This window comes from Pseudomonas sp. P5_A12 (assembly GCF_056400685.1).
The window spans coordinates 39,534-53,147 of record NZ_JBFUKU010000002.1; the positions used below are offsets into that span (position 1 = coordinate 39,534).

The window sequence follows — 13,614 nt, forward strand, 5'->3', positions numbered from 1 at the left end:
TCGTTCAGCGGTATGGTGGCGCAAGGGGACTTCTTTGTTGAATGAAGTATCCGCCTTTGGATTCAAAGGATTTGGCCCGGCCATTGAGGCCTTACAATTTCTCCGCGTAACCGACACTCTTATTGTATTAGACGACTTTGAAAGGAAGGGTTCAAACCTACAAGACAGAGAGGTGCTGGGATTAGTTTCCTTACTCATTGAGAGCAAAAACTGCCGAGTCATCATGCTGCTCAACGAAGAAGGACTCTCAGACGAATACTTTTCCTACCACGAGAAAGTATTCGACTATGAAATAAAATTTACTCCCACGCCTGAAGATGCCGCCTCAATTGTTTTCGGCTCACCAAATGGAGTTTTGGAGATTTTGGCCAAAAACTGCATAAAACTAAAAATCAACAACATCCGCCTTCTAAAGAAGATAAGTTATTATGCAAATCTAATTATAAAACCCATTGAAAAAGCAGACAACCGGATCGCTAATCAAGCCTTCCATGTATTACCACTTGCAATTCTATCAATATATGGCGGAAAAGAATCAAAAGTAGATATTAACTTCATTCTAAACGGTAGCTCACAAAGACCCATGCCGAATGGAAATGAAATAGATACTGAAGAAGAAAAACGAATTGAAGAAGAAGAAAAAAAAAGCGACTATCTTAGAGACTACGGCTTCTATCAAGCAGATGAATTTGACGCCTCGATTATTGAGTTTATAAAAAAGGGGTATGTTGAGACCCATACGCTTGAGACCATAATTAAAGCAGTCGAAGATAAGATTCTCCATGAGAGCCAAATTCTAAAACTTCGAAAAGCCTGGGATACCTTCCATCGATCCTTTCAGGATGATGAAGAGAATGTGGTCAGGGCGTTTTCGGAAGCAATCACGTCTGGACTTCACGCATTCTCTATCCGGGAACTCGACTCAGTTGCTTCTATTTTCTATGATATCAATAGGTTAGATTACATTAACGACATCATAGATAGATATATAGCTGAGTTTTTGCCCGCACAAAACCTTGAAGAAAAAGATCAAGTTTATGAGTGGCCTAGAAATAGTTATTTTGATAAAAAATTAAGCGAATACTTCGAAAGCTTCGACAGGGAACTATCGTTTAGCGACATTGTAATCGAAGCATATTCATCATCGAATGGTATGCAGAAAAGAAACACCCTAGAAAAAATTTCATCTGCGTCAGACGACGATTATATGAAGTACCTCTCTACATTGGATGATACTGAATTTTCAAATATTGTGAGAATGTTATTAAAGTGTGGACAGGTGTCAACCTCAGAAGAAACTACTCAGTCGATGTATAATCTAGTTTTCTTGAAAACGTATCGCGCATTGTTAGCTTTGGCCAGCCGCTCATCACTTAATCAATCCCGAATGAGCAAATTTGACCAATATCGAAAACTATATCTAAGTATCGATAAGAAAATGAAGCAAGAAACTGATCAATCGTAGTCGCCTGAAGGACCGTCAGGCGCACCCTGACGGTTTAGCTTAAATTATTCTAACTGCGGACTTTCCATAACTGATCGAGTTTCGTTGTGTAGCTCTGGCTCAAAAGGCTGCGTCGCATAGCCCACTCTGGACTTGATGGAACACTTGCTACTCGTAGAGTGCCGCGACCCCATCGCTTGTTGATATCATCCAACACCGACATAACTTTTTTCGAATCATTGGGTTGAGAGCTGGCGAAAAGATCCTCGGTATATTCACCCACCTGGCATAGACTAAGAAGCATTACTTCCGCCTTACTATATCGATAGCCTGGGCGATACACCCGCTCAACTGCCTCGGTAGCTGCCTTTGTAAGCATTCGAATATCGTCGGTAAAGTAAGGAAGCTCAACGATTACACTATTCGCGTATTGCGCTTCTGCTGCGTTAAACATTCCAGTGCGGATAGCGATGCGAATTTTTTTGCACAATGAATACTGTGCCCGTAGTTTTTCTGATGCACGCATCATGTAAGTGGCCACCGCCTCTTTAATCGCCGGTAATTCAGTCAAACGCTCGCCAAATGCTCTGCTGCTACATATTTCTTGTTTGGGAGGATCTGGCTCATCCAGCTCCAGGCATGAGGTGCCGGCCAACTCGCGTGCCGTTTTCTCAATCACCACACTGAATTTCTTCCGGAGTGTCCACGGATCGGCCTTGGCCAAGTCCATCGCGGTCTTGATGCCCATCGCATCTAGGTGAGCTTTCATTCGACGACCGACTCCCCAAACGTCAGCAACGTCGGTGTTGCGAAGCACCCAGTCGCGCTTGAAGGTATCGCAAATATCGACCACCCCGCCTGTTTGCGTTTGCAGTCGTTTGGCGGTGTGGTTGGCCAACTTGGCCAGGGTTTTTGTGCGAGCAATACCTACCCCGACTGGGATGCCGGTGCAGCGCAGAACCTGAGTGCGAATCTTGCGGCCTAATTGTAGTGACCTGCATTTGAAAACGTCCCGACCTGCAATCATCGCGGTTTTCGACCAGGATTAACTGCGAATGACCGACCCGGCCAACCAGCATTAATTACGAATGAACCAGCATTGATCCGCGCCAACCTGCATTCCATCATCGCCAGCCAGGATTAGCTGCAAATACAGCGGGGCTTGTAGGTAGGCGATCACAGGCAGGGCGATGCGATCAATTCGCCGTCCGGCGGTGCTACCAGATGCCGCTATCTAACCGAGTCGAACTCCCCCAGCAAATTCGGCGATCTGGTACGGCGACCGAGCCAGACCACTTTGAGCGCTGATTTCAGAAGGCTCTGATCATGGAGCACAACCGCGCGAGCTTTCTCGCGCTTGCGCTTATCAGCGCCCTGAACGGCCCCCATGCTATATCGCGCAGCCAAGCATGGGCCTAAACGCCTCCACCTTAGAATTTATGTCACATTACTGGCCTGACAGACCCTTTGCATGCCTTAGATCAAATGACGAGTTAAGTGACAAATTTTGACGCCTGGGCCTTTCTCGCGCACGCTGTCACATAATCGAACGTATTTGTTACAAAGGGGAAAGTATGCTGATCGGCTACATGCGGGTATCGAAAGCGGACGGTTCTCAGGCAACCGACCTGCAACACGATGCTCTGATCGCGGCAGGAGTGTCTGCTGCACATCTGTATGAGGACATGGCCTCGGGACGGAAGGATGACCGGCCTGGGTTGGCCGCGTGCCTGAAGGCTCTGCGCGATGGCGACACGCTTGTGGTGTGGAAGCTCGACCGCCTGGGACGCGATCTCCGCCATTTGATTAACACCGTCCATGACATGACCGCCCGCGGTGTTGGCTTGAAGGTGCTCACTGGTCACGGTGCGGCCATCGATACCACCGCCGCCGCTGGGAAGCTTGTTTTCGGGATCTTCGCGGCACTGGCCGAGTTCGAGCGAGAGCTGATTTCCGAGCGGACGCTCGCTGGGTTGGCTTCGGCGCGTGCGCGTGGCCGGAAAGGTGGCCGACCGTTCAAGATGACGGCTGCCAAGCTGCGCCTGGCTATGGCGGCCATGGGGCAGCCGGAAACCAAGGTGGGTGATCTGTGTGAAGAGCTGGGCATCACCCGGCAGACACTCTACCGGCATGTTTCTCCCACGGGAGGCCTGCGGCCGGACGGCATGAAGCTGCTACCTGGCGTTAACTCATGACGGTGCTGACGTATCGACTCACCGAGTTGAAACAGAGCCACCAGGCCCTTGAGCAGCGCCATCAGCAAGGCTGAGCGATGCCTCACTGAGAGCCAGGCCACTCTGGCCGTGATCGAGCGGGAACGAAGTCTACTGGCGGAACGCTCGACCCGAACGGAACCCAATTGACTCAGTGGACCACAGAGAAGCTGGCCCTCCCGCAAGACGACGCGGTGCGTTCCAGCGAACTGGCGGAGTTCAGGACTCTGAAGGTGAGCCAGTCAACGCTACCTTGAGGTTATGGGCGTCGGTGCAGCAGTGACCCTGACTATTTCCGACTCATCAAGTCATCGGTAAGGTCTTGTTTAAATGCTAAATCATTGGTTGGCACGGGGCAGCTGTTAACGTACTAGTGGAGCACTAATGCTATGGCTCATACTGCGCTTAACCGCTAAGTCTCAAAAACCGAAAGGAGATTGGAAGTGCGCTACATCGCTGTTTGCGTATGCCCTCGCTTTTTCGTCTGCCTACATCGAGCTTGATACGGGCACTGGTGCGCTTCTTCTCTTCGGCGCTGTACAGCTAACTATGGTTCTCCATGGACTGTCCAAAGGGGAGCGCATGTCCAATACGCGACAGTGGTCCACCCTACCCTTCATGCATCCCAGCACCCCGACCACACACGAGTTCATCATGGCGTACTGCATCCAGGACATCCTCGACAACACTTCGCTACAGACACGCTTGCTGGGCGGCGCTGCTGGCGTCGGCCGGCAACTGCGCTGGGCGCATGTCTGCGAACTCATGGACCCCACCGAATGGCTCGGTGAAGGCGACCTGCTGATGACCACCGGCATCGGTATTCCGATCGAGCCGCAGGCTCAACGGCTCTACGTACGACGCCTGGCCAAGGCCCGGCTGGCCGGGCTGATGATCGGCGAGAACATGCAGGCGCCAGCGGACATCTCCGCCGTGCAGGCAGAGGCCGAGCTGCTCGGGCTTCCGCTGTTGATGACGTTCTATTCTGTACCCTTCTCGGCCGTCACCCGCGCGATTCTCGATGCCAGCAAAGAGGAAGAGTACCAGCGGCGAATGGCGGTCAGCCGGCTATACGAAAGCGCCCGCCTTGGCTTGCAGGGGCTGGGGCTGGCGGCCTTGCTCAAGCGCCTGGCCAGCGACGTTCGCTCACGGATTTACCTATTCGATGCGAGGAATCTGCAGCCGTGGCAGGATGATCTCGACACGCTCCCGACGAGCTGGCGTGACGCGCTGGGCCAGCGGGAGATTCCCGATGCCGTGACCCGTTGCAGTGACGGGTCCGAGGAAGCACTGGTCATGGCCCTGCCGTCGACCCGCCACTGCCACCTGCTCGCCACCGCCGGCGAGTTGCTGGACTATGGCCTGTTACACCATCTCGTGGGCGTACTGGGGACCGAGCTCGTGCGCCTGCAGGCCGAACACCAGCGCCTGCTGCGCCTGGGCTCGGAACTGCTCGACGACTTGCTCCAGCAGCGCCTGACCGAGCGTTCGGCGCAGGAGCGACTGGCGCAGTTCGGCTGTATGGTGGAACAGGCTTGCCTGGTGGTCGCCAAGGCCGCGTCCACCGAGCAGGAATCTCTTAAGCAGCGCCTGGCCCGGCTGGACGCCGGCATTGCCGTACGCCTCCAGGGGGCCGAGCTGATCGCCCTGCTGACCGATCCTCGCGCGGCCGAGCGTCTGCAGCACGAGCTGGACTGCCCGTTCGGCCAGAGCAACCCGCTGGGTCATGCGCTACGGACACTTGAAGCACTGCGCGAAGCCAGGCTCGCGCTGGCACACGCCACGCCGGACCGCCCTCTGGTGGTCTATGCCGACGCCCGCGACGAACAGTCCTGGTTGCCGAGCAGCCTGGACGATGCTGCCCGCGTTCACCGTTTGGTGCTGGGCAGCCTGGCGGATTACGACGACCAACATGGCGCCCGTTTTCAGCATACGTTGCGGGTCTTCCTGGAAGACAACCGCTCCTGGCAGAAAGCCGCGCAACGCCTAAATGTGCACAAGCAGACACTGGTGTATCGCATTCGACGAATAGAAGAGATCACCGGTCGCTCACTTGAGTCGACGGAGGATGTGGCGGTGCTGTGGATCGCACTGCGCTGCGCCGATATCGCCCGGATCAGCGATTGAAGCAGCCGGCGCCGACGCGCCGGCCTGCCGAGGGCATCTGTCAGCCCAGGATCAGATAGGCCTTGCGCACGGTCTGACGGATCTCCCAGGTGCCTTGGGTATTAGCGGTGAAGTACAGCGCATCACCGGCACGGAACTCCACCGGAGCGCCATCATCCGGCGTGAAACTGCCCTCGCCGCTGATGATGTAGCTGTACTCAGCTTGCGCCACCTGGCGGCGGAAGCGGCCTTCGCTGCACTCCCAGAAACCGCTGGTCGCGCCGCCGGACACCGAGCAATGAGCCGCCAGACTCGCCTTGGCCACCGGCTCGCCCAGCGGCTGGCCGACCGCCAGCGGATCTGTGAAGCAATGTTCGCCGTCGATACGAATGAGCGTTGGGTTCATGTCATGTCCTCAAGATTTGTCTTCCAGCCCAGCGGGGGCGAAACGCGCCAGGAAGCGGTCCAGCACAGCGGGAGGCATGCCGGCCAGTTCTGCACGTTCCTTGCGGATCACGGCATTGCGAACCATCGAGCCGCCGATATAGCGCAGGGGTTCGGGCGGGAAACGGCGGCAGGCGCGTTCCACCAGCGGGCAACGGCTCCAGGGGTTGTCTACGCCCAACGCAAGGCTCGCCAGGATGCGCCCGCCCAGGCGGCTTGGCCCTACTCCGTTACCACTCCAGCCGATGCCGTAATGGATGTTCGCTTGGCCGCCCAGGCGACCGAAGATGGGCAGGCTGTCGTAGGTACGGTCGATCGGACCGGACCAGCGATGGGTTACCCCAACATCGCACAGGGCGGGGTAGGTCCGGCGCAGGTCCGCTTCGGTCAATTCCAGACTGGAGGCATCCTCGCTGAACACCGTGCCGATGCGCGAGCCGTAGGCGAGCGCGCCAGTCCCTTTGCCAAAGGCGATACGCCCATCCCGCGTGGTGCGGTAGTAGTCGACCATTAGTTGTGAGTCGGTGATGGCCTCGCCGCCCTTCCAACCGGTGGCGGCCAGGCGCTCGGGCACTGCCTCGGTGACCACGATCGAGCTGTTCACCGGTACCATCAACGCTGCCAGCTCTGGAAGCGCTGCGGCCCAAGCATTGGTAGCCAGCACTACTTGCCGAGCCTGTACCTTTCCCTGGCGGGTGTCGACCTGGACCGGTTCGCCGGGCTGGATCTCGGTCACGGCGCAATGCTCTCGGATTTCCACTCCGTTTTCCAGTGCTACCCGCCGTAGGCCGCGCGCAAGCAGCGCCGGCTGGACCGTGGCGTTGCTACGCTCGAACACCCCGGCCAGGTGAATGGCCGACCCGGTGCGCCTAGCCACCTCTTCACTGCTCAAGCGCTCGAAGGGCTGTACACCCAAGCGCTCGCAGGCCGCCAGGGTTCCGTTCCAGGCGTCCACGTGCGCCGGGGTCGTGGCCGTCCACAGCCAGCCCTTGCGCTGGTAATGGGCGTCAATCCCATGGGCCTGGCAAAAGTCGCCCAGTTCCTCGATCGCCTGCTCAGCGCTTTCACCTAGGAATTTTGCTTCACGCTCGTCGCAGAAGCTGCGCAGCGTGCCGATCTTGGGCCACCATGACATCACAAAGCCGCCATTGCGGCCTGACGCGCCACCGCCGCAGACGTCCTGCTCGATGATCATTACCCGGGCATCGGGCTCCATCTGCTTAATGGTCAGGGCCGTCCAGAGTCCAACGAAGCCTCCACCGATGATCAAAATGTCCACCGACTCCTGTGCCAGCGATTGAGGCGTGAGCGAGTCAGTGAAATCGGCAGCTTCCATCCAGTAACTGGGCTTCAATGGAGGGGTCGGGTTTAGTTTCATTGTGATTCCCCACGGTGCGGTATTTTTAGGTACTGACAGTTTCCCAGTACCTGGGGGCTCCAACAATTAAGCTACGGTAGGAAAACGGCGCGGGGGCTCGTTCGATCGTATGAGCGGGGCGTTGGCTGAAGTGCTGGCATTGCGTTTTCAGCAGTTCCGCCCTTATCGAGGGCACTCCTTATCTGTCACCGCGCGTGCTTGCTCACTGCGCAGGGCCTGTAGGTGCGGCCTTGCCCGCGATGAAATCGTACGAATGTATGAGCCACCCCGCCCATTTGTTGGTTGCGACCGATTGAGCCCGCGCGCCCCAAGTAGGAACGTAGGGACGTGCAACCAAAAACAATAAACGCGGAGAAACATCGTATGTGGAGAGTAGGCGTTGATGTGGGTGGAACCTTTACCGACCTGTTCGCCTGGGAGGAAACCTCAGGTAAGCAGGTGACGGCGAAAGTCCTCACCACCAAGCAAGACCGTTCGATTGCGGTCCTAGAAGCCATCGACAAGGCCGGTATCGCCATCGCCGATATCTCGCACCTGATGCATGGCACCACTACCGCGACCAATGCGCTGATCGAGCGCAGCTACCCTGACGCAGTCTTTATTACCACGGAGGGTTTCCGCGATACCCTCGAAATCGGTCGGCAACATCGGGAACACCTGTACGATCCGTACCAGACCAAGCCCAAGCCGATCATCAAGCGCCGCCACCGTTACACCGTGCCCGAGCGTACCAATGTCCGTGGCGAATCCGAACGCCCGCTGGATGTCGCGGCCGCTACCGAGGTCTCTCGGCGCATCCGGGATTCCGGTATCCGCTCCGTGGGAATCGGGTTCATCAACTCTTATGCCAGCGGCGATCACGAGCGGCAGATGCGTGACATCCTGCTTGAGCACTGCCCGGACGTGCACGTCGTGCTGTCCTCCGATACTCGCCCGGTCTTTCGTGAACATGGTCGTTTCACCACCACGGCGGTACGCGCAGCTTGCATGCCAGTGATGGTCAAATACATGGACGACCTGGAAGCCCGTCTGCGCCAGCGCCAATTCACCGGCAAGTTACTGATCCTCAAGAGCAGCGGCGGCGTTATGTCGGCAGAGCTCGCTCGCCAGCATCCCGAGGACATGCTCGAATCCGGTCCGGCCGGAGGCGTCGCCTATGCTGGCTATCTGTCTCAGTTGAGCGGCTTCGAACGGATCCTGCATACCGATGTCGGCGGCACTAGTTTCGATGTGTCCATCGTCGAGCACGGGAAGGGCCTGATCACTCGTGACCACGAGCTCGAATGGGAAGTGCCCATTGTGGTGCCCATGCTCGACATCCATAGCGTCGGTGCTGGCGGCGGTTCCATCGGCTGGGTCGACCAGGGTGGCTCGCTGCGCGTGGGGCCCAAGAGCGCCGGTTCCGAACCGGGGCCTGTTTGCTATGGTAAGGGCGGCACTCAGCCGACTATTACCGACGCCAACCTGCTGCTCGGGCGTCTGGAGCCAACCCTGGGTGGCAAATTCGAGCTAGATATCGCCGCCGCGGAGCAGGCAATGAACCGCTTGGCAGAACAAATCGGCCTGCCGCCGCTGGCGACCGCCGAGGGGATGATCCGCATCGGCTCTGAATACATGGCGCAGGCGGTGAAGAAGATCCTCGTCGGGCGGGGGCGAGACCCACGTGATTTCGTCTATGCCAGTTTCGGCGGGGCTGGCGCGCTGCATGCCTGCTTCGTTGCAAGGTCGATGAACATCCCGAAAGTCATCGTCCCGCCCTATGCCGGTGTCGCGTCCGCATTCGGTGCCACTGCCATGAATCTGCGTCAGGACCTGGAGCGTTTCTACTACTCGCCGGTGAAGGAAGCGAACCTGGGCAAGGTCAACGAAATGCTACTGGAGCTCGAGGAAAGCGCCAAGCAGGTACTGCGTGAGCAAGGCATTGAGCAAGACAGCGACATCGAACTGATCCGCACCGCGCAGATGCGCTATGTCGGCCAGTCGTACGAGGTGGAAACGCCCATTCCGGCGGGGCTTCTGAGCGACGCGCTGCTGCCGGGCATCGAACAGGCGTTTCACGCAGCGCACAAACAGGAGTTTGGGGTTAGCTCCGAGGACTTCGCCCCTGCGTTCGTCTCGTTCGGTGTCACCGCCATCGGCCGCATGGACTCGCCGCCGCCGATCGACCTGGTGAACACCTCAGTCGCCGACGTCGTCAAATCGGTGCGCGATGTGTACTTCGACGGCAAGTGGCTGCAGTGCAAGGTCTATGACGGTGAAGCACTCGGCACCCAGCACCAAATCGAAGGCCCGGCAATCATTGAGTACGAACATGCCTGCACGGTCATGCCGCCGCAGACGCGTGCCCACGTCAATGCCATGGGCGCCCTGATCATCGACCTCGAACAACAATAAGAGGACTCCTCCATGAGCAAGAACCTTTCGAACACCGATTTTGGCCAGGACATCGACCCGATCACCTTCGAGGTCATGCGCAGCATCTTCGAATACGCCAGCGACCGCATGGCCACGGTCCTGCAACGTTCATCGTTTTCACCAATCCTGGCGGACATGCTGGACTTTTCCAACGCGATCTATGACGCAGACCTGCAGCTGATCAGCCAGGCCGCCAACTGCCCGGTACACCTGGCTGCGATGAAGTTCAGCGCCGAAGAAGCGGTACGCAGCATCGGCAAGGACAACGTACTTGAAGGCGACGTGCTGGTGGTCAACGACCCCTACCGGGGCGGCACCCACATCAACGACATATCCTTCATCAAGCCAATTTTCTACCAGCGTGAACTCATCGGCTACGGCGTCAGCCGTGGCCACTGGATGGACCTGGGCGGCGGTGGCGCTGGCGGCCAGGCGTTCGGCACCCACATCGCCGCCGAGGGGCTGCGCCTGCCCCCACTGAAGATCTTTTCGCAAGGCAGGATCAACGAAGACCTGCTGGCGATCATTCTGAACAATTCGCGAACCCCACACTTTATCAAGGGCGACCTGCAGGCCCATCTCGGCGCGCTGCTGGCGGCCGAGCAGGAACTACAACGTGCGTGTGACCGCTACGGCGCGGCCACCGTGCAGAAAGCCATGAAGAAGATCCAGGCCTACACCGAGAAGATGATCCGTGAAAGCATCCGCAAGATCCCCAACGGCTTGTACGAAGCCGAGGATTACGCCGACACCGACGGCATTGGCAGTGAGCGTGTGAAGCTCAAGGTTAGCCTGGCGATCAGCGACACTTCGATCACCGTCGACTTCTCCGGCACCGACCCGATCTGCCAGGGCGCGATCAACTCGCCGCGGGCCAACACTATTTCGGCAGCGCTATATTCCCTGCAGTTCTTCCTGGCGCCTGATGCTCCGCAGAACCAAGGGATGTTCAACCCCATTGAGGTCGTGCTGCCAGAGGGCTGCTGGCTGAACGCGACGTGGCCAGCACCGACCATCGGCTGTACCACCCTGACGTCCTCGAAGATCACCAGTGCCATCTGGCAGGCCCTAGCCAAGGCAATCCCCGATCGCATCACCGGCTCGACCTGTTCGGAGTGCAACTGGTTCGTCGCCAGCTGTACCTCGGCTGACGGAAAAACCGACGTGTTTTCTGATCTGCCTGCAGGCGGCTGGGGCGGCACGCCGTACGCCGATGGCATGAGCGTGACCATGGATCCCCTGGGCAACTGCATGAACATGCCTGCGGAGACCGCCGAGTTGTTCTTCCCGATCGCATATGAAGCCTTCGAAATTCGCAATGACTCCGCAGGCGCTGGACGTCATCGTGGTGGGCTAGGTGCGGTGTTCAAGGTGCGCTTCTTGGGCGGAGGCGAACTTGGCATGGAAACCTCCCGTACCCTCGAAGGCAGCCCGGGTGCAGCTGGCGGCCTGCCCAGCGCGGTGCAACGCGCCAGTCACCTGCACGCCGACGGGCGCGCACAGGTAATCGGCGGCCTCGACCCCCACGGTGCGTGGACCAATCCGCTGCTGTCTTCGCATAAGTTCGGCGCAGGCGATGTGTTCATGTTCGAAAGCACCGGTGGCGGCGGCTGGGGCGATCCACGCAAGCGTACGGTTGACGAGGTGCTCGAAGACGTACTGGACGAGTACATCAGCGTCGACTCGGCCAGGGAGCACTACGGTGTAGTTATCGATCCGCGCACACTCAGGATCGATGAGGTCGCCACGATGCGACTGCGAGGGGAATAAGGCTCGGCCCCTCTATCAGGGATCATGTTTGAGTGTCGAGTCTCGGAGCGGCCGCTTTGCGGCCCTTTCGCTCGAGTGTTGTTCTGCTTCCCTTCACCACCCAGGCGTTGAAGGGCTCCTGCAGTTCTTCGCCATTCGCCCAGAACTCAAGTTAAACAAACAGGACACTAGGCATCAGTCAGTAACACCCCATACCAATAAAAGCCCGACGCGCCACCGCTTGCCTGTGGCCGAACGGGCAGCTACATCCATAAGAAAGGAGCATCAATGTACCTGTGCGCTAAACGCAAGCTGATCGGTCTGGCATTACTTCCAACACTAATGCTCATGAACTCACCCTCCTACGCTGTGGCGGTCACTGATAATCTGGACATCGGAGGAGCCATCCGCGCCCGTGGTGACTTCGACCCGGATGAAAACATTTCGGAACTCAGCTTCGACACTTTAATTCTGACGACAACCTACACTTCTGAGCGCTGGATCGGTGCTGCGAAATACCGCTTCTATGGCGGCGATTATCCTTTCAGGGGATCTACCGGTAAGGTGGGGGACATATCATTTCCGGAATACGCCTGGGTGGGCTACAAATTTGACGATGCCCATCAAATACAGGTAGGCCTCAACCAGATCCCATTCGGCCTGCAGCATTACTTTGGCAGTATATTCTTCGAAACGTTGGGCAACGTCATTGGCCTCGAAGACGTTCAGGACTTGGGTATCAAGTACATCCAGCAAAGCGGTGATTGGAATTTGCAGGCTGGCTACTACATCAGCCCAGCAGATCAAGGAAAAGGCACCAGTCGGGGCGGCAGGACTTGGTCTCCAAGCGTTGCAGCGGCAGACGTCTATGTCGTTGATGGAAGTAACAACAAAGAACGCGACATCGTGGCCGGACGCTTAGTTCGAAATTTCAAACTTGGGAATTGGCAATCCGAGATCGGCGGATCGATTTTTACATCCTCTCTGGAAAATCGGGACACCAATGATAACGGCCGACGCAATGCGGTTGCAGTCCACTACAAGGGGAAAAATGGCCCTTGGGGTGTTCAGTTGCAAGCTGCTCGTCAGGAAGTGAACCCCCAAAACCCTGGCACTGACAAGGTAGTGACATTCGGTGCACTGGACGGTACCTTCAACGTTGCCTCAAAAGGCGACTTGTATGTAGCCGACCTAAGCTACGACATTGCAGAAAAACTAGGCTGGTCCACGAACATCAAGGTGTATGGCAACTACAGCCTGTTCGACAAGGACGAAGATGCGTTCAAAGATTCACAGCGATTCATTCTGGGAACTTCGTTTTCTGTGGGCAGTACTTTCATCGCTGTCGAATGGCTCAATGGAAAAAATGATCCTTACGTAGGGGCCAGCAGCTATACGCAAAGCGCGGGAGCCGGTGGTACCAACCAGTGGGAAAATCAACTGTATACCAACATCGGCTATTACTTCTAAGTCGCTTGACCTCCACAGAGAGCCGGCGCCAGCCATGTAGGGGCCTCGCCACTGCGGGCATAGGCCGGTAGACAGAATTGGCGGTGCGGCTGGCAGAGCAATACCCCATCTTAAAAAAGTTGCCATTGGCCTGTTGAACGTCAATGCAACGATCATGATGGCCATTTGCCCAGCGTATTGTACAAGGCATCATGCACATGAAGTGTCCATTTGGCGGAATGCGATAGCCGATGCCTCAAAATACCCACATAGCATGTGCGAGTGGGGCTCGTTTGCTCCTGACCTACGAGGTCCTCCGTCGTCAGTTCATCAGCCCGCGGTAGCAAAGACTTCCTCAGTAATGCAATCGACTTCTGACCATTGGTGCAATCGACTTCTGAAAATGACACGTTCTG

The 13,614-nt window shown here is 57.1% G+C and carries 8 protein-coding genes and 1 pseudogene; 6 read left to right on the plus strand and 3 right to left on the minus strand.

What is annotated here, in order from left to right:
- Positions 1-37 precede the first annotated feature (37 nt).
- A complete protein-coding gene (locus tag AC1DSG_RS00690; RefSeq protein ID WP_477789137.1) occupies positions 38-1,465 on the plus strand; it encodes a hypothetical protein in 1,428 nt (475 codons plus the stop codon).
- A 49-nt stretch (positions 1,466-1,514) separates the two neighbouring features.
- On the opposite strand, the pseudogene AC1DSG_RS00695 reads toward AC1DSG_RS00690, so the two are convergent.
- A pseudogene (locus AC1DSG_RS00695) lies at positions 1,515-2,468 on the minus strand (DUF4113 domain-containing protein); the annotation flags it as partial.
- 550 nt (positions 2,469-3,018) lie between these two features.
- Here AC1DSG_RS00695 and AC1DSG_RS00700 point away from each other — a divergent pair.
- Both AC1DSG_RS00700 and AC1DSG_RS00705 read left to right on the plus strand, forming a co-directional pair.
- The gene (locus tag AC1DSG_RS00700; protein ID WP_175389889.1) at positions 3,019-3,639 is read left to right on the plus strand and encodes a recombinase family protein; all 621 of its coding nucleotides are present in this window, start codon (positions 3,019-3,021) and stop codon (positions 3,637-3,639) included.
- A 600-nt stretch (positions 3,640-4,239) separates the two neighbouring features.
- Positions 4,240-5,784: a PucR family transcriptional regulator gene (locus tag AC1DSG_RS00705; RefSeq protein WP_256669012.1), complete on the plus strand. Its 1,545-nt coding sequence runs from the start codon at positions 4,240-4,242 to the stop codon at positions 5,782-5,784.
- Between the two features lie 40 nt (positions 5,785-5,824).
- Here AC1DSG_RS00705 and AC1DSG_RS00710 read toward each other — a convergent pair whose 3' ends face one another.
- Positions 5,825-6,169 (minus strand): cupin domain-containing protein, encoded by a 345-nt coding sequence (locus AC1DSG_RS00710; protein ID WP_175389890.1) that lies wholly within the window; start codon positions 6,167-6,169, stop codon positions 5,825-5,827.
- A 9-nt stretch (positions 6,170-6,178) separates the two neighbouring features.
- Positions 6,179-7,585 carry an FAD-dependent oxidoreductase gene (locus AC1DSG_RS00715; protein ID WP_175389891.1) on the minus strand — a complete coding sequence of 469 codons (1,407 nt, stop codon included), beginning with the start codon at positions 7,583-7,585 and terminating at the stop codon, positions 6,179-6,181.
- Positions 7,586-7,948: 363 nt separating this feature from the next.
- On the opposite strand from AC1DSG_RS00715, the gene AC1DSG_RS00720 reads away from it, so the two are divergent.
- The 3 genes from AC1DSG_RS00720 (at position 7,949) to AC1DSG_RS00730 (ending at position 13,219) form a co-directional block, all read left to right on the plus strand.
- Entirely contained in the window at positions 7,949-9,979 is a 2,031-nt protein-coding gene (locus AC1DSG_RS00720; RefSeq protein ID WP_175389892.1) for a hydantoinase/oxoprolinase family protein, read from the plus strand.
- 12 nt (positions 9,980-9,991) lie between these two features.
- Positions 9,992-11,770, plus strand: coding sequence for a hydantoinase B/oxoprolinase family protein (locus AC1DSG_RS00725; protein ID WP_175389893.1), 1,779 nt, complete (start codon positions 9,992-9,994; stop codon positions 11,768-11,770).
- A 267-nt stretch (positions 11,771-12,037) separates the two neighbouring features.
- Positions 12,038-13,219 (plus strand): porin, encoded by a 1,182-nt coding sequence (locus AC1DSG_RS00730; protein ID WP_175389894.1) that lies wholly within the window; start codon positions 12,038-12,040, stop codon positions 13,217-13,219.
- The last annotated feature ends 395 nt before the right edge of the window (positions 13,220-13,614 follow it).

Excerpts from the sequence above, each read along its gene's own strand:
- AC1DSG_RS00700 (WP_175389889.1), top strand. The coding sequence starts at position 3,019 with ATGCTGATCGGCTACATGCGGGTATCGAAAGCGGACGGTTCTCAGGCA.
- AC1DSG_RS00705 (WP_256669012.1), top strand. The coding sequence starts at position 4,240 with ATGTCCAATACGCGACAGTGGTCCACCCTACCCTTCATGCATCCCAGC.
- AC1DSG_RS00710 (WP_175389890.1), bottom strand. The coding sequence starts at position 6,169 with ATGAACCCAACGCTCATTCGTATCGACGGCGAACATTGCTTCACAGAT.
- AC1DSG_RS00715 (WP_175389891.1), bottom strand. The coding sequence starts at position 7,585 with ATGAAACTAAACCCGACCCCTCCATTGAAGCCCAGTTACTGGATGGAA.
- AC1DSG_RS00720 (WP_175389892.1), top strand. The coding sequence starts at position 7,949 with ATGTGGAGAGTAGGCGTTGATGTGGGTGGAACCTTTACCGACCTGTTC.
- AC1DSG_RS00725 (WP_175389893.1), top strand. The coding sequence starts at position 9,992 with ATGAGCAAGAACCTTTCGAACACCGATTTTGGCCAGGACATCGACCCG.
- AC1DSG_RS00730 (WP_175389894.1), top strand. The coding sequence starts at position 12,038 with ATGTACCTGTGCGCTAAACGCAAGCTGATCGGTCTGGCATTACTTCCA.